We start from the raw sequence: 20,506 nt of genomic DNA, 5'->3' as shown, positions 1-20,506 counted from the left end.
GAGGGAATATGAGAAAAATTTGTGTTGGTGTCGCTGCGTTAGCGATGTTTGCAGGTAGTTTGAGTGCGAAAGAATTTATCAATATCGGCACAGGTGGAATGACAGGGACTTATTATCCTGTGGGCACTGCGATTTGTCGCCTTGTAAATACCGATAAAAATTTTAAATGCTCAGTTCAATCCACAGGCGGATCGACATATAATGTCAATAATGTCCTTAAAAAAGAGCTAAATTTCGGCTTCGTTCAAAGCGATGTCGTTTATGACAAATATAATGGCAAGGGCAAATTCGAGGGCGAGCCAAATCCGAAACTTCGCTCTGTTATTTCGATTTATCCTGAGCTTTTGGCGTTTGTAGTCGCGCGCGATAGCGGAATCAAGGCTTATGCTGATATAGATGGCAAAAAGATAAATTTAGGAAATCCAGGTAGCGGAAACGAAGTAACAAGTACTTTGATTTTTAATGAATACGGCATTGATTTAGCTAAAATGGCGCAACGAAGCGTGCTAACCGTGCAAGAGTGCCCAATGGCGCTAAAAGATAAGAAAATCGACGGATATTTCTTTATGGTGGGACACCCGACTGCAAACATCATCGATGTAGCGACATCTATGCCGGTTGATTTGGTTAGCATTGATGATGCCACAGCTGATAAAATCGTAGAAAAATACCCATATTTCGCAAAAGGCGTGATTCCAAAAGGGCTTTATGAGGGGATTGATTACGATACTACGACGATTGGCGTAAAGGCTGTGCTAGTCGCTGATGAGAGCGAGAGCGATACAGCTGTAAGAGCGATCGTAAAGGCTATTTTAGATAATTTTGACGAGTATAAACAGCTTCACCCTGCGCTAAATTTGGTTAGCAAAGAATCCCTGATCGAAGGTCTTAGCGCACCACTTCACCCAGCGGCTGAGGCGGTATTTAAAGAAGCTGGAATTTTAAAATAAGGCAGTAGATGAAAAAAGACGAGCAGGTATTAGAGGTAAAAAGTAGAGAATTTTCGTCGAAAAAGCTATTTTGGCTTGTGACGCTAGTGTGCTTCGCGTGGGCTGTTTTTCAGCTTTATATCGCGTATTTTCCGATAAATGGCACGCGCGCTAGATCTATCCACTTAGGATTTGCGATTTTTATCATTTTCGCTCTTTTTCCTGCTCGTTCGCACTCTAAGGCGCATTTTTACATACCATTTTATGATTATATTTTGCTGGCTGTGGGGACATTTGCGATACTTTATCCTGCGATTGATTTTTACGGGATTGCGCAAAGACCAGGCGATTATTTGCAAAGAGATGTGGTAATTGCGTTTTTAGGAATTTTTGTTTTATTCGAAGCTGGGCGCCGTATGATGGGTCTAGCACTTCCGATAATTGCATTTTTGTTTTTGCTGTATTGCTATTTTGGGCAGTATATGCCAGATGTCATCGCGCATCGTGGCGCAAGTATCGAAAAGTTAGCCGGCCACATGTTTCTTACCACAGAGGGCGTTTTTGGCGTGCCTGTGGGAGTTAGCACAAATTATATTTATCTATTTGTGCTTTTTGGTTCGCTTTTAGAGCGCGCTGGTGCGGGGCAGTATTTCATAAATGTAGCGTTTGCGCTTTTGGGTAGATTTCGTGGCGGACCAGCTAAGGCTAGCGTTATTGCTAGTGGGCTAACTGGCATGGTTAGCGGAAGCTCGACTGCAAATGTCGTTACCGTGGGAACCTTTACGATTCCGCTTATGAAAAAAGCAGGCCTTAGCCCAGTCAAAGCAGGCGCAATCGAGGTCGCAGCTGGCGTAAATGGCCAACTCATGCCACCTATCATGGGTGCGGCTGCCTTTATCATAGCGCAGTTTTTGGGTATGGAATACACGCACATTATGATTGCCGCGCTAATTCCTGCGTTTGCGTGCTATGCGGGGCTATTTTTTATCGTGCATTTAGAGAGCTGTAAGCTAGGGCTTAAAGGAAATTCAAACTACAAAAGAGTTTCAAAACTGAAACTAATTTTGAGCGGAATTCACTTTTTAATCCCGATTATGGTGCTTTTATACACACTTTTGATTTTGAAGCAAAGTGCCTTTGCAGCGGCGTTTAACGCGATTGGCGTGCTATTTATCATAATGGTTTTGCAAGAGCCAGTTCGCAAACTAATCTACAAAGAGCAAATTTTAAGGCAAGATTTTATCCAAGGTTTTAGCGATATTTTTTGGGCTATGGTCGCAGCGTCGAAAAACATGGTAACAGTCGCAGTTGCCACCGCTCTTGCTGGTGTCATCATCGGCTCCATTTCGCTAACTGGTCTAGGAGCTGTGCTATCTGATCTAGTCGAGGCTGTGGCTGGGGATAATATTTTGTTGATTTTGCTAATGACGGCGATAATGAGCTTGATTTTAGGCATGGGGCTTCCGACTACGGCGAATTATATCGTGGTTTCTAGCCTAATTGCGCCTGTGATTTTGATTTTAGCTGATAGAAATGATTTGCTTGTGCCTGCGATTGCGGTGCATTTGTTTGTGTTTTATTTCGGAATTTTAGCTGATGACACCCCGCCTGTGGGAATTGCAGCGTATGCCGCCGCAGGTATTGCTAAGGCAAACCCTGTAATCGTGGGCGTGCAGGGATTTATTTATGATTTGCGAACAGCGATTTTGCCGTTTGCGTTTTTTTTCAATAACAAACTTCTTTTAATCGAGTCAATCACCACCCCAATGGATCCAAAGGGCATTACTTGGATCTCAGATCCCGCCCAAATCGCGCTTATTTTTGCTAGCGCGCTCATTGGTATGTTTGCGTTTAGTTCCGTGCTTCAAGGCTGGTTTGTGAAAAAATGCAACGCCTTAGAGCGTGTATTGCTACTATGCGTCGTGCCGCTAATGCTCGTGCCAAATATGTGCGTGAGATATTTCGATTTCATCAGTAGCGAATATATCTGCTATGGGGCTGCTTTGGCGATTTATGTGGGGATTTTTATTAAGCAGTGGTTCGCAAAACCAGAGGGCGAGCAAGCTTAAATGCAAAATTTCAAATGGCAAATTTCAAAGCAGTTAAAAACTGCAATGAGGCAGAAAAATATAGATAATTTTAGCCTTGTTGATTTGGTTGGGGCTCTCTACGACGAGGCTCACCCAGGACATAGCGAGGATATGAGGGCAGAGGTTTTTGCTATACTTGATGAATATAATCCAAATTTAGATATCGAAATTTTTGATATGGTTTGCAGGGCTTTGAGCATCAAAATCACACTCGGATAAATTTAGCCCCACACGGGGCGTGTGAGTTGAAATAAACAAGCAATAAACAAACACAAAAATAGCATAAATTTTGAAAGATAATTTTTAGTATTTCATAGGTATTTTAAAACCAAAGCCAAAAATGCTAAAATCTCGCATTCTATCAATTCTCTTTGAAAAAACAATATTTATAATGGTGAAAATATGAAATTTTATGTTTTTGACGATGGATTATTTTTTGTAATCGCAATTGATGAAAAATGCGAAAAAATTTTTGATTGGTGCGGTGGTGAAATAGGTGATATTTACGCCGATTATGTCTGCGAGTATATGGATGACGGGGTCAGAAAAAGCTTTGTTTTCGAAGATGGCGAGGTTTTTAAAGGCGATTTTAGCGATTGTGTTTTGCGAGCAGATGAAAAGCGCAAACAATACAAAATAAAAAATCAAAAAAAATTTAGAAAATTTAAAATTTCATCTTGTCCGAATAAAAAGTGGCAAATCAAGCTAAAAGGCTATGGTGGCGATGAAATGCTAGGGCGTAATGGCGAGTTTTGCTACTTTTGCGATACGGGCGACATAGATGAGTGGCATTACGAGAGATTAAAATATTTTAAGGATGAAATTTGCATTTTCGCATATAAAAATACTACTTTTAAGGGCACATTATACGATGCGTTAGATTTCATTAAAGAGATAAAATTTTGAAGTGTGGTCGATGGGTTTTTAATAATCTCTTGAAGCGATGATAGGTGGTAAATCCTAAAATTTCAATAGTTAAAATAATGGTTGATTTTATCATTTTTGATTATTTTTGATAAAAAAACACCACGAAATCAATCTCTCTTTATTGATTAAATTTACCCACAATACGCCCGTAATTTGTCTTTTAGATTCTTAAAATTCCAAGCCTTGCAAATAATTTTTGGTAATAAATTTCCGCTTTTTATGAGACTAAACGAATCGAGGCAGTGTTTAAAAATTGCGTTAGCGTGTGAAAAAATGAAATCAAAATTTGGATAAATTTAACCAAATTTAGGCGAAATTTCGCCTAAATTTAGCCATAAATTTTACTCACGCACGAAAAATGCGTTTTGAAGTGAGCCGCTGGCGATGAAATCGCGCGCCTCGCTCTCGCTTTTAAATCCGCTTAAAAATACCCTATAAATCGGCGCGCCGTCTAGGTCGAACTCGCGCATTACGCTAGGATATCCGTGCAGAGCGTCGTTTTCTCGCGTGAAGCGTGCCGCGCCAGATTGGTTTCTAAACGCTCCGATTTGCACCATAAAATTTCCGCCCACAATCGTCGCATTTGGCGCGCCTTTTTTGATAGTTTGACCATAAAATCCCACGACTTCGAGCTTCACAGGAGCCGTGCCTTTGGCGAAGACGCCGACTTTATTAGCTGCGCTTTTACTAAGGTCGATTACGCGCCCGCTCACAAATGGCCCGCGGTCGTTTATGCGCACAGTTGCACTTGCGCCAGTGTCGCGGTTGGTGACCTTGACCATGGTGTTCATCGGGTAGGTTTTGTGTGCGGCAGTCATGGCGTTCATATCGTAAATCTCGCCATTGCTTGTCTTTTTGCCGTTAAAGCCCGGTCCATACCAGCTAGCAATGCCACTTTGTGTATCGCCGATACTGACCTGCTCGGGGTAGTAGGTTTTGCCATTTATCTTGTAAGGGCGCATGGTTGCAGGCGAGTTTTTGCCGATTTTAGGGGCTTTTGAGCCTGAACTAGATGACGGATAATTTCTGTGTGATGAAAAACACCCAGCAAAGATTAGCACGACAAGCGCGCTAAAAATTATTGATTTTTTAAAATGCAAAATTTACTCCGAATTTAAAATTTGAGATCAAACGCCATTGCGACTGTGCGGATTTTTTCGTCAGTTTTAGAGGCAAATGTCGGAGCGGTTTTTTCGATCTGTTCGACCTTGATTATATGCTCGTGCTGAGGCTTAAATTTCGCAAAACTTAGCTTTGGACGATTTTTGATAAGGTTTGGTTCATACGCCTGAAAATCGCCTCTGCTTAGGACAAATTCTGTATATTTGCTCTCTGGGATATAGAAAAAATACTTGCCGTTGCTAGGTGATACGCCGTTTGTAATGTGTGCATTGTAGCTATTCATTTGGGTTTGCGAAATGCCGATTTGTTTGGCGATCGCGCTTAGCTTCGTGCCTGGGGCTACGGCAATGCGTTTTAACGCCCACGGCTCGTTTTCGAATCTTAGCACCTTTTGCATACTATCGCTTTGGGCGATGTAGGCGAATTTGATAATGCGCTTGATGAAATTTTTGGTCTCTTTTGGCACTGCATTGCTAGAAAGTAGGGTGCCTAAATCATCGTTTCCAGCCGCTTTTATGGCTCTATTCATACAGCCTTCGCCACAATTATACGCCATGAGGGCAGTGTACCATTTGCCAAAATTTTGTCTTAAATGCAAAATATACGAAAACGCCGCGTCAGTCGAGGCTGCGGGATCTCTGCGCTCATCTACATGCGTATCTATGCGCAGGCCGAAATTTTTGGCAGTTGTAGGCATGAGTTGCCACATACCGCCTGCTTTGGCGTGCGAAGTAACGGTGTTTTTGAGGTGAGATTCTACCATAGCAAGGTAGAGCAAAAACTCAGGCGCTTCAATGCTTTCGATTTCGGTTTTTACCAAAAAGGCATTGTGAGCTTGCGAAGTGATGATGTCTTTGAATAATTTTTTATCCGAAGAATCGATAGAGCGGTAAATGTCAGCGACGACTTTTTGGCTTGAAAGGTTGTTTTCTATGCCAAATTCGTTCATAATGTAGTCGTGATTTACCCGTGAAATTTTTGACTGGCTAGCGTGCGCAAAACCTGCGAAAATTAGCATCAAAAAAATGATTTTAATGACTCTCATTAATCTCCTTTAATTTGATTTGCAAAAAGTCTGTAAGCATTTTGCGTAGTGATACTTTTAATCAATTCTACATCTTTATCCAAAATTTCGGCTATCTTATCCACGACAAGGCTCGTGAAGGCTGGCTCGTTGCGCTCGCCTCTGTGAGGGTGCGGGGTAAGATATGGCGCGTCTGTTTCAACGACGATTTTATCAAGTGGAAGTTTTGGTAAAATTTCGACTAAATTTTTTGCGTTTTTAAATGTCAAAACACCGCCGATTCCAAAATAAAATCCAAATTCGCTTAAATTTGCGAGTAGTGGGCTTGCATTGTAGCAGTGCAAAACACCGCCATTTAGCCCGTTTGCGTGAGTTTTTAAAATTTGATAAGCGTCTTCGTTCGCGTCTCTAATATGCACGATTAGTGGTAAATTTAGCTCTTTGGCGAGCTCAATTTGTGCCAAAAAAATCTCTTTTTGGCGTGCTTTTTCGCTGGATTTTTCCTCGTCGCTAAGACCATTTAAGCGGTAATAATCCAAACCGCACTCGCCCACACCCACGCATTTTGAGTCGTTTGCGAACTCTTTTAGCGTATTAATGTCAAATTCATCTATTTCATAAGGATGCACGCCCACAGCGAAGAATACATTTGCATAAGTGTGAGAAATCTCCCTAGCGCGCGCTAAATCCGACATACTAGCACCAGGGATGACGATAGTGCCGACATCGTGCTCGCTTGCTCTTTGAACTACGGCGTCAAGGTCGCTAAAATAGCTACTATCATCTAAATGGCAATGTGTATCAATAATCATAAAACTCACTTAAAAATTTATAAACAAAACATTTTACGCCAAAATAGCCAAATTAAAATTAAACAAAGATTAAATATACCAAACTAGTTTCATTTTTGGCTTAAATTTAGCTAATTTTTTAGCTTTTTGGCGAATTCTAATGCTTCCTTGCTTATCGTCTCGCCGCTAATCATTCTGGCTAGTTCTGTGATTTTTTCGCTCTCATTTAGCAGTTTTACGCTCGAAATTTCGCCATTTTTGGTGATTAAAAAGTGCGAGTGAGCTTTGGAGCTGAGTTGTGGCTGGTGCGAGATAGCGAAAATTTGGTAAAATTTCGAGATTTTTTCTAGCACGGTTGCGATACTCATCGCCTCTTTTCCGCTCAAATTCGAATCAATCTCATCGAGAATTAAAATCCCGCTTCCTTGGTTTGTAATCTCCAAATTTGCCCCGATGAAGGCGAGGCGCAGGCGGTTTGTCTCGCCTGAGCTTAAATTTTTAAATTCGGTATTATTTAGCATTACGCGCACTTCGTCGCTGCCGTTTGCTTCCAAGCTCTGCTCTAAAAATTCCAACCTCACGCTAGGCATATACAAATCGTCCAAATAGCGATTTATCAGGCTTTCTAGCGCATTTTTACTTGCTTTTCGTTTCGCGCTGATAAGAGTAGCTAAATTTGAAATTTCCACATTTAGCGCGCCAAATTTCGCGGTTAAATCCCTTTTTTCGAAGCTGATTTGCTCATAATGCGCTAGCTCTATTTTGCGCCTTTCAAGCGTGTCAAGCGCGCCGGCAATGTCGCCGTAGCGTTTGTTTAGGCCTGAAAGCGCTTCTAGTCTGTTTAACACTGCCTCGATATCGATTTCACCTAGCTCATCGAGGTTTAAGCTTTCCATTTTTATGCGCAGTTCGTTCATGCTATCTTCGAAAAATGCGCTATCCATTTCGCTTAGATTTAGTGCTTCTATCACGCTTCGCTCAAATTCAAAAATCCCTTCGGCTCTCGCCCAAAGTTCTTCGATTTTATCCTTTTTGCTAAGCTTTTTTTTGACTGCCAAAAGCTCTTCGTATTCGCCGATTTTAGGCGAAATTTGCTCGATTTTTTCGATTTCAAATTTGGCAAATTCTTTAAGTTCTTCGATTTTGTTTTCTTCTTCTTCGATTTTTCTAAGCTCTTTTTGCACTCTTAAAAATTCGCTAAATTTAGCCCTAAAATTCGCCAAATTTGAGCCATGAGCGCTATCGTTTTTGCAAATCATAAAATCAAGCAACTCCAAAAGCGAGGCAGAGTTTATCTCATCGGCATTTTTTGCGCCTAGAAATTTCACATATTCGCCCGCGATTTTGGTCAAATTTTTCTTTGAAATTAGTTGCGAGTTTATGAAATACCGCACGGATTTATCCCGTAAAATGCGGAAATTATTCGGCGTTTCGTTTTCTATGCCAAACTCATCAAGCCCAAATTCGTGGCTAATGTCGGCTTCTATGATCTTTGCTTCTGCTTCCCTTAGCCCAAACACAGCCAAAATAGCGTTCATTAGCACAGATTTTCCAGCACCGCTCACACCGGTAAATACGCTTAGCCCTGGGGCGAAATTTAGCTCGATTTCGTTGAAGCTAAGGTGATTTTTGATATACACTCTCTCTAACATCCAGCATGTCCCCAGCGCAATTTTTCCTTCAAAACCGCGAAATAATCGTATGAGCTAGCGCGGATTATTTGGGATTTGTGTTTTGAAATTTTTACTTCCACGCTTTTGAATTCGTCCATATTGTAAAAATTTTGCCCGTCGATGACTACGCAAAGCTCGGAATTTCCGCTATTTTTGAAGCCTAGTTTGTATCTTTGTGGCAAAATTAGCGGGCGTTGGGTCAGGCTGTGAGAGCAAATCGGCGTTATAGCGAAAACTTCGCAAAGCGGGTAGATTATCGCGCCGTTTGCGCTCATATTATACGCTGTCGAGCCCGCTGGCGAGCTGATTATGACGCCGTCTCCATAGTATGTGTTGAAGTGCGTATCGTCCAAAAACGCGTCGATTTTTGCCATTGACGAGATATGAGAGCGCGTGATAACCATATCGTTAAATGCGCTGATTTCGAGCTTTTCGCCGTTTTTGCGCTCCAAGCTCACGCTCAAAACTGGCAACTTATCTAGCCTAAATTTCCCAGCCATAAATTCACGCCAAAATGCGTTAAATTCGCTATTTTTAATGTCTGTTAGAAAGCCTAGCGTGCCAGCATTTACACCTATTATATATGCGCCTTTTTTTAGCACGCTTCTAGCTACGCCAATTAGCGTGCCGTCCCCTCCAAGGCTGATTAAAACCTTGGTGCGAGATAAAATCTCATCTATGCTAAATCCAGTTTTGCCAAAATACTGCGCGCAGGTTTTTTCGCATAAAATTTCAATGCCCCCTAAGCGCAAAATTTTAGAAATTTCCTCCATAATAGGCAAAATTCCAGCCTCTGTTTTGGCGATGATTCCGACAAATTTTAAATTTTTTTGTAATGCGATTAAATTTTCCATGGCGCGATTTTATAAAAAATTAGCTTTGTAAAAGCAAAATTTAACTATAATCATTGGTTTTAATTATTTTTTTTAAGGAGAACACATTGCGAAGTCATTATTGCACCGATCTAAGCAAAGCAAATATCGGCGAAAATGTTAGCGTTTGTGGTTGGGTGAATTCTTACCGCGACCATGGTGGCGTTATTTTCATCGATTTGCGCGATAGAAGCGGACTTTTACAGCTAGTATGCGATCCAAAAGATAGCAAAAGCGCTTACGAAATAGCAAACGATGTCAGAAACGAATATGTTTTGCGCGCAAACGGAAAAGTGCGCGCCAGAGGCGAGGGTTTGGAAAATCCAAATTTAAAAACCGGAGAGATTGAAATCGTAGTCGATGAGCTAATCATCGAAAATCCGAGCCGTGCGCTACCGTTTGTCATCGGAGATGAGAGCGTAAATGAGGAAATTCGCCTAAAATACAGATTTTTGGATTTAAGGACAAACGATAAATTTGAGCGCTTTGCAATGCGTTCAAAAGCGGCCATTGCGGCACGAAATGCGCTTGATAGACTTGGTTTTGTCGAGGTTGAAACCCCTGTGCTAACTCGCGCTACGCCAGAGGGTGCTAGGGATTATTTGGTGCCTAGCCGCGTTTATCCGGGTAGCTTTTATGCGCTTCCGCAAAGCCCACAGCTTTTCAAACAGCTTTTAATGTGCTCTGGATTTGATAGATATTTCCAAGTGGCAAAATGCTTCCGCGATGAGGATTTGCGCGCAGATCGCCAGCCAGAATTTACCCAAATCGATGTCGAGATGAGTTTTTGTGATCAAAACGATGTAATGAAGGTCGCTGAGACATTTTTAAAAGATATTTTCGCTGCTTGTGGTCACGATATTCCAACTCCATTTCGCGTAATGGAATACAAAGACGCTATGGAGAATTACGGTAGCGATAAACCAGATCTTCGCTTTGGTATGCCATTTATCGATGTGGCTGATATTTTCGCTAGATCAAATAATGAAATTTTCGCTAATATCGCAAAAGAGACTAAGAAAAACCGCGTAAAAGCCCTTGTCGTCGAGGGTGGGGATTTGAAATTTAGCAAACGCCAAATGCAAAGATTTGAAGAATATGTGCGTAAATTTGGCGCACAAGGCCTAGCATTTATCCAAGTCAAAGAAGATGGCCTTAAAGGACCTTTGGTTAAATTTTTCGATGAAGCAGATGTGGCTGAGTTAGTCAAACGCTGCGATTTAAAAGTCGGCGATGTCGTATTTTTCGGTGCTGGAAAGAAAAAAATCGTGCTTGATTATATGGGTAGATTTAGACTTTTCCTTGCAAACGAGCTTGGCATTATCGACGAGAACAAACTCGAATTTTTGTGGGTTGTAAATTTCCCAATGTTCGAGCAAAACGACGACGGAAGCTACTCGGCTATGCACCACCCATTTACTATGCCAAACAATGTCGATGAGCCAGATATGGAAGAAATCACCTCTATCGCTTACGATGTCGTGCTAAATGGCGTCGAGCTTGGTGGTGGAAGTATCAGAATCCACAAAGCTGATATCCAAGAAAAGGTTTTCAAACTACTTAAAATCGAGCCAGACGAGCAAAGAGAAAAATTTGGTTTCTTGCTTGACGCGCTTAGCTTTGGTGCGCCACCACACGGCGGTATCGCGATTGGTTTTGATAGACTTATGATGCTAGTAACTAAATCAAGTAGCATTAGAGATGTCATCGCCTTCCCTAAAACTCAAAGAGCGCAATGCCCTATGACAAAGGCTCCAAGCGAGGTTAGTAGCGACCAGCTCCAAGAATTAGGACTTAGAATAAATTTAAAGGATAAAAAATGAAAAATCTATTTTTAATCATCGGCGCACCGGGCAGTGGCAAAACCACAGACGCTAGCTTGATTGCGCAAAACAACGAGAGTATCGCTCACTACTCTACCGGCGATTTGCTTCGCGCAGAGGTAGCAAGCGGTAGCGAACTAGGCAAAACAATCGACAGCTTTATCTCAGCTGGAAATTTAGTCCCGCTTGAAGTGGTTGTAGGCACGATAACTTCTGCGATTAAAAGCTCGCCAAAAGATTTTATCATCATCGACGGCTACCCACGAAGCGTGGAGCAAATGACAAAACTTGACGAAGTTTTAAAAAGCGACGATGAGATCGAGCTTAGCGCAGTAATCGAAGTTGCAGTTAGCGAAAACACAGCCAAAGAGCGTGTTTTGGGTCGTGCAAGGGGAGCTGATGATAACGAGCAAGTCTTTTATAACCGCATGAAAGTCTTCAACGAACCAATCGGCGCAATCCGCGAATTTTACGGCAAAAAAGAGATTTTTTACTCAGTCGATGGCGAACGCACAATCGAAGAAATCGTCGAAGATATCAACGATATAATCGCGAAAAAAATCATCGGCTAAGAGTGAAATTTAGGGAATTCTTGTGAAATTTAGCCCCAAATTTGGCTTGAAATTTTGCCTTAGAATTTGCGCTGTTTTCGCTGTTTTGGTTTTTTGCGCTGGTTGTGAAGCCAAAAAATCCGTCACCGCAGCAGGAAACAGCGGCGGCGGCGGAGTTTTCACTGGATTTTCTATAAGTGCGTGGTAAAAATAAATTTAAACAAAGGATAAAAAATGGATATTTCTAAAATTAAAGTAGGTTCAAACCCTGATAAAATCAACGCTGTAATCGAAATCCCTTACGGCTCAAACATAAAATATGAAATCGACAAAGAAAGCGGTGCAGTGTGCGTCGATCGCGTGATGTATTCGGCGATGTTTTACCCTGCAAACTACGGCTTCGTGCCAAATACGCTAGCAGATGACGGCGATCCTGCCGACATTTTGGTGCTAAATGAATACCCGCTTCAAGCAGGCTCAGTTATCCCATGCCGCTTAATCGGCGTTTTGGTTATGGAAGATGAGAGCGGAATGGACGAAAAACTCCTAGCCGTGCCGGTTAGCAAAATCGACCCTAGATATGACAATATCAAATCTCTAAGCGATTTGCCAAAAATCACCCTTGATAGAATCAAAAATTTCTTTGAAACTTACAAAGCGTTGGAGCCGGGTAAATGGGTGAAGGTCAAGGATTTCGAGGACGCTAGCAAGGCCGAGGCAATCCTATCTCGCGCAATCACAAACTACAAATAATAATTTCGCCCAAATTTCGGGCGAAATTTCACCTCCGCTATGATTTACCTAGCCCAGACAGACACCACAGCCGGATTTTTAAGCAAAGACTTCACGCAGATTAACCGCGCGAAAATGCGCCCTGAAAACACTCCATGCGTGCTAACCACGGCGAATTTAAACGAGCTAAAAACCCTAGCGCGCGTGCCAGAAAAATTTAAAAACCTCGTGCGAAGGGCGAAAAAATCGACCTTCATCTACCCAAATCAAATTTCACTTCGCTATGTGCAAGGCTGTGAGCATGCGAAATTTCTGCGACAATTTGGCGCGATGTATTCGAGCTCGGCGAATTTGCACGGCGAGAAATTCGACGAGGATTATGCGCGCGAAATCGCAGATGTCATCGTAGATGAGAAATTTAGCGAGCGCACTGCGTCGAAAATGTATAAAATTTCAAATTTTAAAATTAAAAAAATTCGTTAAATTTAGATTTAATTCAAATATTGTAAAATCACACAAAAAATTTCTTAAAAGGAGCGAATTATGGTAAAAAAATTTCTAATCCTTAGCGCAGTTTGCGCATTTGCCTTGGCAAAGGGTGGTTTTGTCGGAAATGATGGCAGCAGCAAGGGCGAGTTCGTCGAATACGGCGCCAAATCATACCGCGTAGTTAGCGTCAAAGAGGCGAAAGATTTGCGCGATGATACGAAGGTAACCCTAGTGGGAAATATCAAAAAACGCCTAAATAACGACGATAAATATCTATTCGTGGATAAAAGTGGCGCCTCTGTCACCGTCGATATCGACGATGATGACTGGAACGGTCTAGTCGTGAGCCCTGATACCAAAATCCGCATAGTCGGCGAGGTGGATAAGGATTTAGTCGGCGTAGAAATCGATGTCGATGATGTCTTGCCTGTGAAATAATTTTGCGTAAAATTTAGCGCAAAATTTTACAAAATTTATATTTCAAATCCCACGCTGCCGCAAGCCCAAAATACTGCCTCGCTTGCGGTAGCGAATTTTAAAATTTACCTAAATTTGTCAAAATTTCATAAATTTTTATCATTTCATTACCAAATAGAGTTAAAATTTCCCCAATCGCTTTGGCGAAATTTTTAATGGAGGCTAAAATGCTAAGATACGCCATAATCTTCTTAATCATCGCAATCGTGGCTGGAATTTTCGGCTTTGGCGGGATCGCTGGCACAAGCGCAGGGATTGCGAAAATCCTGTTTTTTGTCTTTCTTGTGCTTTTTGCGATTTCATTTATTTTTAAGCTCATCAAACGCTAGCTTACGAAGCCTTTGCGCTTCGTAAATTTGGCGTGTAACTTAAAATTTATCCTTACTTCGCTACAATCACGCATTAAATTTCAAAGGCAGGTTATGCAAAGTCTAGCGCTAAAATTTCGTCCCAAAAGCTTAAATGAAATTCTAGGTCAGAAAAAAATCGTGGAGCTTTTTAAAAAATTTATCGCCTCTGGCAAAATTCCGCACAGTATATTTTTCGGCGCGGCAGGGTGTGGTAAAACCACTATGGCGCGCGTGCTCGCAAGCGAGCTGAACTACGATTTTTACGAGCTTGACGCCACGAGCCTAAAAGTCGAAGATATCCGCAAAATCCTATCTACGCACTCTGGCGTGCTAGCCAAACCGCTGATTTTCATCGACGAAATCCACCGCCTAAGCAAAACCCAGCAAGAGGTCCTCTTAATCCCAATGGAAAATTACGAAGCGATTATCATCGGCGCGACCACGGAAAATCCGCAGTTTGTCATAAGCTCTGGGATTCGCTCTCGCTCGATGATTTTCGAGTTTGAGCCTTTGGGGGCACAGGAAATGAGTGAGCTTTTTGAGCGGGTGCAGGGCGAGCTGGGCTTCGCGTGTGATGATGATGCCAGAGAGTATCTCATACACACTAGCGCAGGGGACGGGCGAAGTCTTTTAAATTTGCTCGAATTTGCGATTTTGGCTGATAGTAAAATCTCTCTCGATACTCTAAAAACACTGCGCGCGAGTGCCGTAGCACAGGGGGTAAGCTCGGACGATACGCACTACGAGCTAGCAAGCGCGATGATAAAAAGCCTGCGTGGAAGCGACGCGGACGCCGCACTATACTATGTGGCGCGCCTAATCGAGGCTGGCGAGAGCGCGGATTTCATCGCTAGGCGCATGGTGATTTTAGCTAGCGAAGATATCGGCAACGCCAATCCAAATGCCCTAAATATGGCGGTTAATACACTTTTGGCAGTCAGCAAAATCGGCTACCCAGAAGCTCGCATAATACTAGGACAATGCGCGGTGTATTTGGCACACTCGCCCAAATCAAACTCCGCTTACAACGCCATAAACGAGGCTTTGAAATTCGTGCGAGAGGGGGAAATTTTGCCAACTCCTCGCTACTTGATAAACTCCGCGCCTGAAATCGCACAATATCGCTATCCGCATGATTTCGGTGGCTGGGTGGAGCAAGAATACACTAGTGGGCGAGTGAAATTTTATCACAGCAAACAAATCGGATTTGAAAAAACGCTAGATGAGTGGCTTAAAAAGATAAAGGGTGAAATTTGAATTTTATGAAAAATTTGGCTTTGGTTTTAATGGCTCTTTTGTTTTGGGGTTGTTCGCAAAAAGAGATTTTAAGCTCTCGCTATGATGACGCAAGGGCGAATAATACTATCGTTTTTGTAGAAAATTCGCCAAATATCATTTTTTTGCAAAAACCTAATAACTGCGTTTTGCTTGGCTCTGATAGCGTGACTTATAAAGAAATATTAGATTTTATGAGTAGAGATAAACAATATGACTATATAGACTACATAGAATTTGGTGATTTTTATATTCGCAGTGAAATACGGATGAAAACCCAAAACAAAGGCGGGAATTTAGCCAAAATGACTAACGGATATCTAACTTACAATATGTGGCACGATTTAGAGGAATTTAAAACCCTAAATTTCGATATCTATAAATGTAAATGTAAGGTTAAAGAGTGCCTTTAACCCTTAATCACATTTTTAATCACTTTTGCCCCACCGCGAGAGTTCGCCCAAATTTGTCATTGCGAGGAGCGAAGCGACGAAGCAATCCAGTAAAATTTAGAGAGAATTTCAAAATTTAAAATTTTACGCCTTTTATTGTCATTGCGAGAAACGGCGTAAGCCGTTTCGTGGCAATCTACGAGTGAAAAATTTAAGGCCAGTATTTTTGCAAATTCACCGCAAAGAATTTTAAACTCGTAGATTGCTTCGTCGCTTCGCTCCTCGCAATGACAAATTAGAGGCAAAGGAATTTTCGCTACGCTCGCAATGACAAAAAAATATGTCATTGCGAGAAAACGAAGTTTTCGAAGCAATCCAGTAAAATTTAGAGAGAATTTCAAAATTAATCAAAATTTATCTGAATTTCCCTGGATTGCTTCGCTACGCTCGCAATGACAATAGCGGGCGAATTTTGCATAATTTGTCATTGCGAGAAACGGCGTAAGCCGTTTCGTGGCAATCTACGAGTGAAAAATTTAAGGTCAGTATTTTTGCAAATTCACCGCAAAGAATTTTAAACTCGTAGATTGCTTCGCTTTCTACGAAAGCTCGCAATGACAAATCGGGGCAGTATTTAAAAACTTTCGGTAGCGGAAAGCTCGCAATGACAAATCAGAGGCTAGGGAATTTCTCTGGATTGCTTCGCTACGCTCGCAATGACAAATCAGGGCGAATTTGCTCCACTAGCTTGCAATGACAATAGCGGGCAAATTTTGCATAACCTGTCATTGCGAGGCGACGCAGTAGCCGCGGCAATTTAGTAAAATTTATGGCGATTTTAAAATTTAATCTCGCTACTTGTTTGCGTATCGGCGAAATTTTGCGCTCTGCTTTTGGCTCGTTCGGTTATATCCTCTTCATAATCATACCACAAAAATGTCGCTCCGTGCTGAACCGAGCCATCGAGCAAATCCCCGCCTTGGCGGTTTTTCAGATCAATTCCTGCGACCTTAAATCCATCTAGCGTTTGCGCGAATTCTTTTAGCCTTTCTGGTGCTTGCTTTAATTTTGTGTAGAGATAGCACCAGCCTTCGCCGCCGTTTCGCCCCACGCGACCGCGCAATTGGTGAAGCGAGGCTAGCCCCATGCGCTCGGCTCCGACGATTAAGATTATGCTGAGTCTTGGTAGCGAAATGCCCACTTCCACGACGGTTGTGGTGATTAGCAGTGAGCCATTGTCGCGGAATTTCAGCAAAATTTCCTCTTTTTCCTTGTCGCGCCCGTGCGTAACATATACGCCAGAGAATTTCGCCTGCCAAAACGGCGCGGCTTCCTCGACGCTTTGGTAAATCAGCTTTTCGGATTGTTCGACGAGCGGATAGACGATGATTGCTTGATTTCCTTTGTCGATTTCGCGCTTTAAATGGCTCATAAAGCCCTCAAATCCGGCGTTTTGTAAGATTAGCGTGTGGATATGTTTTTCGTAGGGCATTTGCTTTAAAAAGCTAAAATTTACAAGCTCGGATTGGATTAGCGAGAGTGTGCGCGGGATCGGTGTGGCGCTAAATTGCACGAAGTGCGCGCGATACTCGCCATACTGGGTGAGGGCGTTGATTTTTTCGCGCTGATTTGAGCCGAAGCGGTGCTGTTCATCGACCATGATGAGATTTGAGGGCGTCAAATCATGATAGAGCAGGGCGTGCGTGCCGATGACTAGGTGCGCGCCATCTAAATTGAGCGATTTCTCGCCACCTTTGACCTCCAAAATATTCATAAACTCTGGCAAAAGTCGCACCGCTTCTGCGTAAATTTGATCGGCTAAAATCGAGGTTGGCACCATTAAATAGCTGGTGCGAGGGTAGTTCAGCAAGGCTGCGCCAAGGATTATTAGCGTCTTGCCCGAACCTACATCGCCCATTACCACTCTGCGCCTTGCAAACGGGCTAGATAGGTCGGCTCTGATATCATCAAGTGCCTTTATTTGGTCGTTTGTGGGAGCGAAAGGCAGGGTGCTAAGCCACGAGGAAATGTCGTTTAGAGGGTAAATTTGCGCCTTAAAATCCATTTTTTTGGCTTTTAATTTTCTTAAATAATTATAAATTTCAACGAATTTTAAAATTTCAAGCCCGTTTTCGTTTTCTTCTAAATTTTGCACCAAACACACGCTGTTTTGGTCGTTTTGGTGAATTTGCATTAAAAATTCAGCCTCATTTTCACCAAGCCCCTCATCAAGCAAGGCCTGCTTGGAAATATAGCTTGAAATGAGCTTTTGCGTCGCGGCGTCCGTGAGGGCGTTTTTGTATTTGGGGATAATTTCGCCTACTTTGGTGACGATTTTGGGATTTACGAACTGCCACGCGCCGTAAGCGTTGTCGCTTTTGCCATGGATAAACATCTGCTTGCCGATTTTAAAGACGCTGTGGTGCCAGCTTTTGGCGTTGAAGATGACGATTTTGATCTCGCACTCCCAGCTTAGGCAAAATGCGCTGATGATGAGCATGCCATTGGCGCGACGGCTTGCTGTTTTGCACTCGATCAAAACTGTGTTTTCGCCGGTGTTTGGCTCGTCTTTGACGCTTAAATCATCATAGCTTTTTGGAAGTGCCAAGGCTAAATCAAGCAGTGAAAAAACGCCGATTTTAGCGAGCGTTGCGCTGTCTTTGGGGCTAAATTTCATAATTTAAAATTTGACTTTGCGACTTCTGAGCAAACCACGCAAAAGCTTAAATTTAAAATTTCAGCATGCGAGGCGATAAATTCATTTAGCGTTCGCAAATCTAGGTTTTTTGTGCGCTCTAAATTTCGCTCAAACTCGCCAAATTCGAAGCCTTGATAGTATTCGTTGGCACTGATATTTGCGCGCTTAAACATAGTCTCTTTTTGCAAAACTGCGCTTCCTAGGATAAATTTTTTCGCACTTTCTAGCTCGCTCTCGCTGACGCCGTTTTGGACGAAATTTGCGATTTCGGATTTGATTAGCTCGTAGGCTTTGGCTAAATTTTCGTTTTTGGTCTGCAAAAATCCCCAAAAATCGCGCTTAGACAGGTCGAAATTCGCTCTGGCGTACACAGAGTATGCAAGTCCGTGTTTGACGCGGATGTTTTCCATGAGGCGTGAGCCAAATCCGCTTGAACCGAGGATAAAAAGCGCCACATTTGCGATATATTTTTCTGCGATTTCGGCGTAAAATGGTGCGCCAAAATAGATATAGGCTTGCTCGCTTTTTTGGGCGATGATTTGGGATTTGGGGGTAGAATTTGTCGCAAAAACGGGTAGTTCGCGCGCGCTTGTGGCGGCGAAATTCTCTAAAATTTTGGTTATGTTTTTGCACACAAGGCTAGCCTCATCGCTTGCGCCCTGCGCGTCGCCTACTACGAGGACATAGGCGTTTGCAAGATCAAGCGAGGCGAAAAATTCCTTGACATTTTCAAGGCTGATTTGCGCGATACTATCCTCGTCGCCGATTAGTGGGGAGGCTAGTTTGGTGCCCGAATAAAGGCAGTTTTGCAAGCCTTGGTTTGCGATATAGTCAAATTCGCTCTTTAAAATATCGATTTCGCCTAAAATTTGAGTTTTGATTTTATCTAAAATTTCATCTGTGAAATTTGGCTCTTTTAGCAAGTTATCCAGCATTTCTAGGGCAAATTCGAAGTGTTCTTTAAGCGAATTTACCTCGATTACGAAGGTCTCAAACCCTGCGTCGATATCGAAATTTATCGCATAGATATCGAGCTTTTCGTAAAATTTATTTACCCCTAGGCTCTTTGTGCCCTCATTTAGCATTTTTGCGGTGAGTTTGGCTAGGCCATTTATCTTTTCGCTCACTGCGCCACTGGCTTTGAAAACGAGCTTGAAACTCGCCACTGGCAGGGAATTTTCGATTTGTGTGAGAAAATCTACTTTGGTATTTTTTGCTAAAATTTCGCTTTTTATCATTTATAAATCTCCAAAATATCATAGTTTGTGTTGCGTTTGGCTGGGATTTCGCCGATGTCTTTGATTAAGCTTATCATTTCGTTTGCGCTCATGCGAAAGCTTGCTCCTGCAGCTTTTACGACATTTTCTTCCATCATGGTTGATCCCAAATCATTTGCGCCAAATTTTAATGCGAGTTGCCCTATGTAGCTGCCTTGCGTAACCCACGAGCTTTGGATATTTTTAAAATTATCCAGAAACAGCCTTGCTACGGCTAAAAGCCTTAAATAGCGATTTGAGCTTGTTTTTTTGATTTGGGGGTGTTCGGCGATGAGTTTTGTGTTTGCTGATTGAAAACTCCACGAGATAAAAGCTCTAAAACCGCCCGTAATATCTTGCAGATTTCGCAGTTTTTCCCAGTGTTCGATGATTTCTTCGTCAGTTTCGACCGTGCCAAACATCATTGTGGCTGTGGTTTTCATGCCTATTTCGTGGGCGGATTTATGGACACCCAGCCAAGCATCTGCGCCGATTTTTTTGGGCGAGATTATATCCCTAACTCTATCGCTTAAAATCTCAGCTCCAGCTCCGGGGATTGAGTAAAGTCCCTTTGCTTGAAGCCTAGATAAAACTTCTTTGTGCGTTAAATTTGAAATCTTAGCGATATAATCAATTTCGATTGCAGAAAAGCCGTGAATCGTGATTTGCGGGTATTTTTGCGCTATGTGAGCCACTAAATTTTCATACCAATCGATTTTTAGTTTCGGATGAACGCCACCTTGGAAAAGGATTTGCGTCCCGCCGATTGCGATTAGCTCATCGATTTTCGCGTCGATTTCATCGAAGCTCAAAATATAAGCGTCTTTTTCATTGATTTTGCGACAAAACGCGCAAAATTTGCAATCCACAAAGCAGATATTTGTGTAGTTAATGTTGCGATCGACTACAAAAGTCGTGATTTTATCAGGGTGAAGCTCTAATTTTTTTTCATACGCCATAGCTCCAAGCTCGTGAAGCGGGGCGTTTTTTATCAAATTTAATGCCTGTGATTTAGTAATTCTACTCAAATTTAAC

General features: G+C 42.3%; 21 protein-coding genes. 13 read left to right on the top strand and 8 right to left on the bottom strand.

Annotation, left to right across the window (positions count from 1 at the left end; genetic code table 11):
• The first annotated feature begins 8 nt into the window (after positions 1 to 8).
• From OFO10_RS05390 to OFO10_RS05375, 4 genes are all read left to right on the top strand, one after another.
• Positions 9 to 950 (top strand): TAXI family TRAP transporter solute-binding subunit, encoded by a 942-nt coding sequence (locus OFO10_RS05390; RefSeq protein WP_270866379.1) that lies wholly within the window; start codon positions 9 to 11, stop codon positions 948 to 950.
• Positions 951 to 958: 8 nt separating this feature from the next.
• Positions 959 to 2,998 carry a TRAP transporter permease gene (locus OFO10_RS05385; protein ID WP_270866378.1) on the top strand — a complete coding sequence of 680 codons (2,040 nt, stop codon included), beginning with the start codon at positions 959 to 961 and terminating at the stop codon, positions 2,996 to 2,998.
• Positions 2,999 to 3,238 (top strand): hypothetical protein, encoded by a 240-nt coding sequence (locus OFO10_RS05380; protein ID WP_270866377.1) that lies wholly within the window; start codon positions 2,999 to 3,001, stop codon positions 3,236 to 3,238.
• 183 nt (positions 3,239 to 3,421) lie between these two features.
• Positions 3,422 to 3,925, top strand: coding sequence for a hypothetical protein (locus tag OFO10_RS05375; RefSeq protein WP_270866376.1), 504 nt, complete (start codon positions 3,422 to 3,424; stop codon positions 3,923 to 3,925).
• A 362-nt stretch (positions 3,926 to 4,287) separates the two neighbouring features.
• Here OFO10_RS05375 and OFO10_RS05370 read toward each other — a convergent pair whose 3' ends face one another.
• The 5 genes from OFO10_RS05370 to OFO10_RS05350 all read right to left on the bottom strand — a co-directional run bounded on the left by OFO10_RS05370 (position 4,288) and on the right by OFO10_RS05350 (position 9,410).
• Positions 4,288 to 5,046 (bottom strand): septal ring lytic transglycosylase RlpA family protein, encoded by a 759-nt coding sequence (locus tag OFO10_RS05370; RefSeq protein ID WP_270866375.1) that lies wholly within the window; start codon positions 5,044 to 5,046, stop codon positions 4,288 to 4,290.
• A gap of 14 nt (positions 5,047 to 5,060) precedes the next feature.
• Positions 5,061 to 6,113 (bottom strand): lytic transglycosylase domain-containing protein, encoded by a 1,053-nt coding sequence (locus tag OFO10_RS05365; RefSeq protein ID WP_270866374.1) that lies wholly within the window; start codon positions 6,111 to 6,113, stop codon positions 5,061 to 5,063.
• Positions 6,113 to 6,904 carry a TatD family hydrolase gene (locus OFO10_RS05360; protein WP_270862475.1) on the bottom strand — a complete coding sequence of 264 codons (792 nt, stop codon included), beginning with the start codon at positions 6,902 to 6,904 and terminating at the stop codon, positions 6,113 to 6,115. The genes OFO10_RS05365 and OFO10_RS05360 overlap by 1 nt, the downstream gene beginning before the upstream one ends.
• Before the next feature lie 110 nt (positions 6,905 to 7,014).
• The gene (locus tag OFO10_RS05355; RefSeq protein ID WP_270866373.1) at positions 7,015 to 8,535 is read right to left on the bottom strand and encodes an AAA family ATPase; all 1,521 of its coding nucleotides are present in this window, start codon (positions 8,533 to 8,535) and stop codon (positions 7,015 to 7,017) included.
• Positions 8,529 to 9,410 (bottom strand): NAD(+) kinase, encoded by an 882-nt coding sequence (locus OFO10_RS05350; protein ID WP_270866372.1) that lies wholly within the window; start codon positions 9,408 to 9,410, stop codon positions 8,529 to 8,531. Before OFO10_RS05350 ends, OFO10_RS05355 begins: the two co-directional genes overlap by 7 nt.
• Before the next feature lie 86 nt (positions 9,411 to 9,496).
• Here OFO10_RS05350 and aspS point away from each other — a divergent pair, with 86 nt between their 5' ends.
• The 9 genes from aspS to OFO10_RS05305 all read left to right on the top strand — a co-directional run bounded on the left by aspS (position 9,497) and on the right by OFO10_RS05305 (position 15,538).
• Positions 9,497 to 11,251, top strand: a complete 1,755-nt coding sequence (gene aspS, locus OFO10_RS05345) for an aspartate--tRNA ligase (RefSeq protein ID WP_270866371.1) — start codon at positions 9,497 to 9,499, stop codon at positions 11,249 to 11,251.
• Positions 11,248 to 11,823: an adenylate kinase gene (locus OFO10_RS05340; protein WP_270858806.1), complete on the top strand. Its 576-nt coding sequence runs from the start codon at positions 11,248 to 11,250 to the stop codon at positions 11,821 to 11,823. The genes aspS and OFO10_RS05340 overlap by 4 nt, the downstream gene beginning before the upstream one ends.
• Positions 11,824 to 11,845: 22 nt before the next feature.
• Complete coding sequence (locus OFO10_RS05335; protein WP_270866370.1) at positions 11,846 to 12,010, top strand: hypothetical protein; 165 nt, start codon at positions 11,846 to 11,848, stop codon at positions 12,008 to 12,010.
• Positions 12,011 to 12,036: 26 nt separating this feature from the next.
• Positions 12,037 to 12,555 carry an inorganic diphosphatase gene (gene ppa / locus OFO10_RS05330; RefSeq protein WP_270858808.1) on the top strand — a complete coding sequence of 173 codons (519 nt, stop codon included), beginning with the start codon at positions 12,037 to 12,039 and terminating at the stop codon, positions 12,553 to 12,555.
• A gap of 39 nt (positions 12,556 to 12,594) precedes the next feature.
• Complete coding sequence (locus OFO10_RS05325) at positions 12,595 to 13,017, top strand: Sua5 YciO YrdC YwlC family protein (RefSeq protein WP_270866369.1); 423 nt, start codon at positions 12,595 to 12,597, stop codon at positions 13,015 to 13,017.
• 60 nt (positions 13,018 to 13,077) lie between these two features.
• Positions 13,078 to 13,461 carry a YgiW/YdeI family stress tolerance OB fold protein gene (locus OFO10_RS05320; protein WP_270866368.1) on the top strand — a complete coding sequence of 128 codons (384 nt, stop codon included), beginning with the start codon at positions 13,078 to 13,080 and terminating at the stop codon, positions 13,459 to 13,461.
• Positions 13,462 to 13,655: 194 nt separating this feature from the next.
• Positions 13,656 to 13,829 (top strand): DUF1328 domain-containing protein, encoded by a 174-nt coding sequence (locus tag OFO10_RS05315; RefSeq protein WP_442867994.1) that lies wholly within the window; start codon positions 13,656 to 13,658, stop codon positions 13,827 to 13,829.
• Between the two features lie 93 nt (positions 13,830 to 13,922).
• Positions 13,923 to 15,107, top strand: coding sequence for a replication-associated recombination protein A (locus OFO10_RS05310; protein WP_270866367.1), 1,185 nt, complete (start codon positions 13,923 to 13,925; stop codon positions 15,105 to 15,107).
• On the top strand, positions 15,104 to 15,538 hold the full coding sequence (locus tag OFO10_RS05305; protein WP_270866366.1) for a hypothetical protein: 435 nt from the start codon (positions 15,104 to 15,106) through the stop codon (positions 15,536 to 15,538). The genes OFO10_RS05310 and OFO10_RS05305 overlap by 4 nt, the downstream gene beginning before the upstream one ends.
• 817 nt (positions 15,539 to 16,355) lie before the next feature.
• Here OFO10_RS05305 and recG read toward each other — a convergent pair.
• Genes recG through OFO10_RS05290 form a run of 3 tightly spaced genes read right to left on the bottom strand, consistent with a single transcriptional unit; the run spans position 16,356 to position 20,499 of the window.
• Positions 16,356 to 18,194, bottom strand: a complete 1,839-nt coding sequence (gene recG / locus OFO10_RS05300) for an ATP-dependent DNA helicase RecG (protein WP_270866365.1) — start codon at positions 18,192 to 18,194, stop codon at positions 16,356 to 16,358.
• Positions 18,191 to 19,453 carry a M16 family metallopeptidase gene (locus tag OFO10_RS05295; RefSeq protein ID WP_270866364.1) on the bottom strand — a complete coding sequence of 421 codons (1,263 nt, stop codon included), beginning with the start codon at positions 19,451 to 19,453 and terminating at the stop codon, positions 18,191 to 18,193. The genes recG and OFO10_RS05295 overlap by 4 nt, the downstream gene beginning before the upstream one ends.
• A complete protein-coding gene (locus OFO10_RS05290) occupies positions 19,450 to 20,499 on the bottom strand; it encodes a dehypoxanthine futalosine cyclase (protein ID WP_270866363.1) in 1,050 nt (349 codons plus the stop codon). The genes OFO10_RS05295 and OFO10_RS05290 overlap by 4 nt, the downstream gene beginning before the upstream one ends.
• Positions 20,500 to 20,506: the final 7 nt, after the last annotated feature.

It is taken from the genome of Campylobacter sp. VBCF_06 NA8 (genome assembly GCF_027737825.1).
GTDB lineage: Bacteria > Campylobacterota > Campylobacteria > Campylobacterales > Campylobacteraceae > Campylobacter_B.
Note: the sequence above shows the minus strand (reverse complement) of the source record. Positions and strands in the feature narration are given on the sequence as shown.

Coding starts and splice junctions, on each gene's coding strand:
- OFO10_RS05390 (WP_270866379.1), top strand. CDS start 9: ATGAGAAAAATTTGTGTTGGTGTCGCTGCGTTAGCGATGTTTGCAGGT.
- OFO10_RS05385 (WP_270866378.1), top strand. CDS start 959: ATGAAAAAAGACGAGCAGGTATTAGAGGTAAAAAGTAGAGAATTTTCG.
- OFO10_RS05380 (WP_270866377.1), top strand. CDS start 2,999: ATGCAAAATTTCAAATGGCAAATTTCAAAGCAGTTAAAAACTGCAATG.
- OFO10_RS05375 (WP_270866376.1), top strand. CDS start 3,422: ATGAAATTTTATGTTTTTGACGATGGATTATTTTTTGTAATCGCAATT.
- OFO10_RS05365 (WP_270866374.1), bottom strand. CDS start 6,113: ATGAGAGTCATTAAAATCATTTTTTTGATGCTAATTTTCGCAGGTTTT.
- OFO10_RS05360 (WP_270862475.1), bottom strand. CDS start 6,904: ATGATTATTGATACACATTGCCATTTAGATGATAGTAGCTATTTTAGC.
- OFO10_RS05355 (WP_270866373.1), bottom strand. CDS start 8,535: ATGTTAGAGAGAGTGTATATCAAAAATCACCTTAGCTTCAACGAAATC.
- OFO10_RS05350 (WP_270866372.1), bottom strand. CDS start 9,410: ATGGAAAATTTAATCGCATTACAAAAAAATTTAAAATTTGTCGGAATC.
- OFO10_RS05340 (WP_270858806.1), top strand. CDS start 11,248: ATGAAAAATCTATTTTTAATCATCGGCGCACCGGGCAGTGGCAAAACC.
- ppa (WP_270858808.1), top strand. CDS start 12,037: ATGGATATTTCTAAAATTAAAGTAGGTTCAAACCCTGATAAAATCAAC.
- OFO10_RS05325 (WP_270866369.1), top strand. CDS start 12,595: ATGATTTACCTAGCCCAGACAGACACCACAGCCGGATTTTTAAGCAAA.
- OFO10_RS05320 (WP_270866368.1), top strand. CDS start 13,078: ATGGTAAAAAAATTTCTAATCCTTAGCGCAGTTTGCGCATTTGCCTTG.
- OFO10_RS05315 (WP_442867994.1), top strand. CDS start 13,656: ATGGAGGCTAAAATGCTAAGATACGCCATAATCTTCTTAATCATCGCA.
- OFO10_RS05310 (WP_270866367.1), top strand. CDS start 13,923: ATGCAAAGTCTAGCGCTAAAATTTCGTCCCAAAAGCTTAAATGAAATT.
- recG (WP_270866365.1), bottom strand. CDS start 18,194: ATGAAATTTAGCCCCAAAGACAGCGCAACGCTCGCTAAAATCGGCGTT.
- OFO10_RS05295 (WP_270866364.1), bottom strand. CDS start 19,453: ATGATAAAAAGCGAAATTTTAGCAAAAAATACCAAAGTAGATTTTCTC.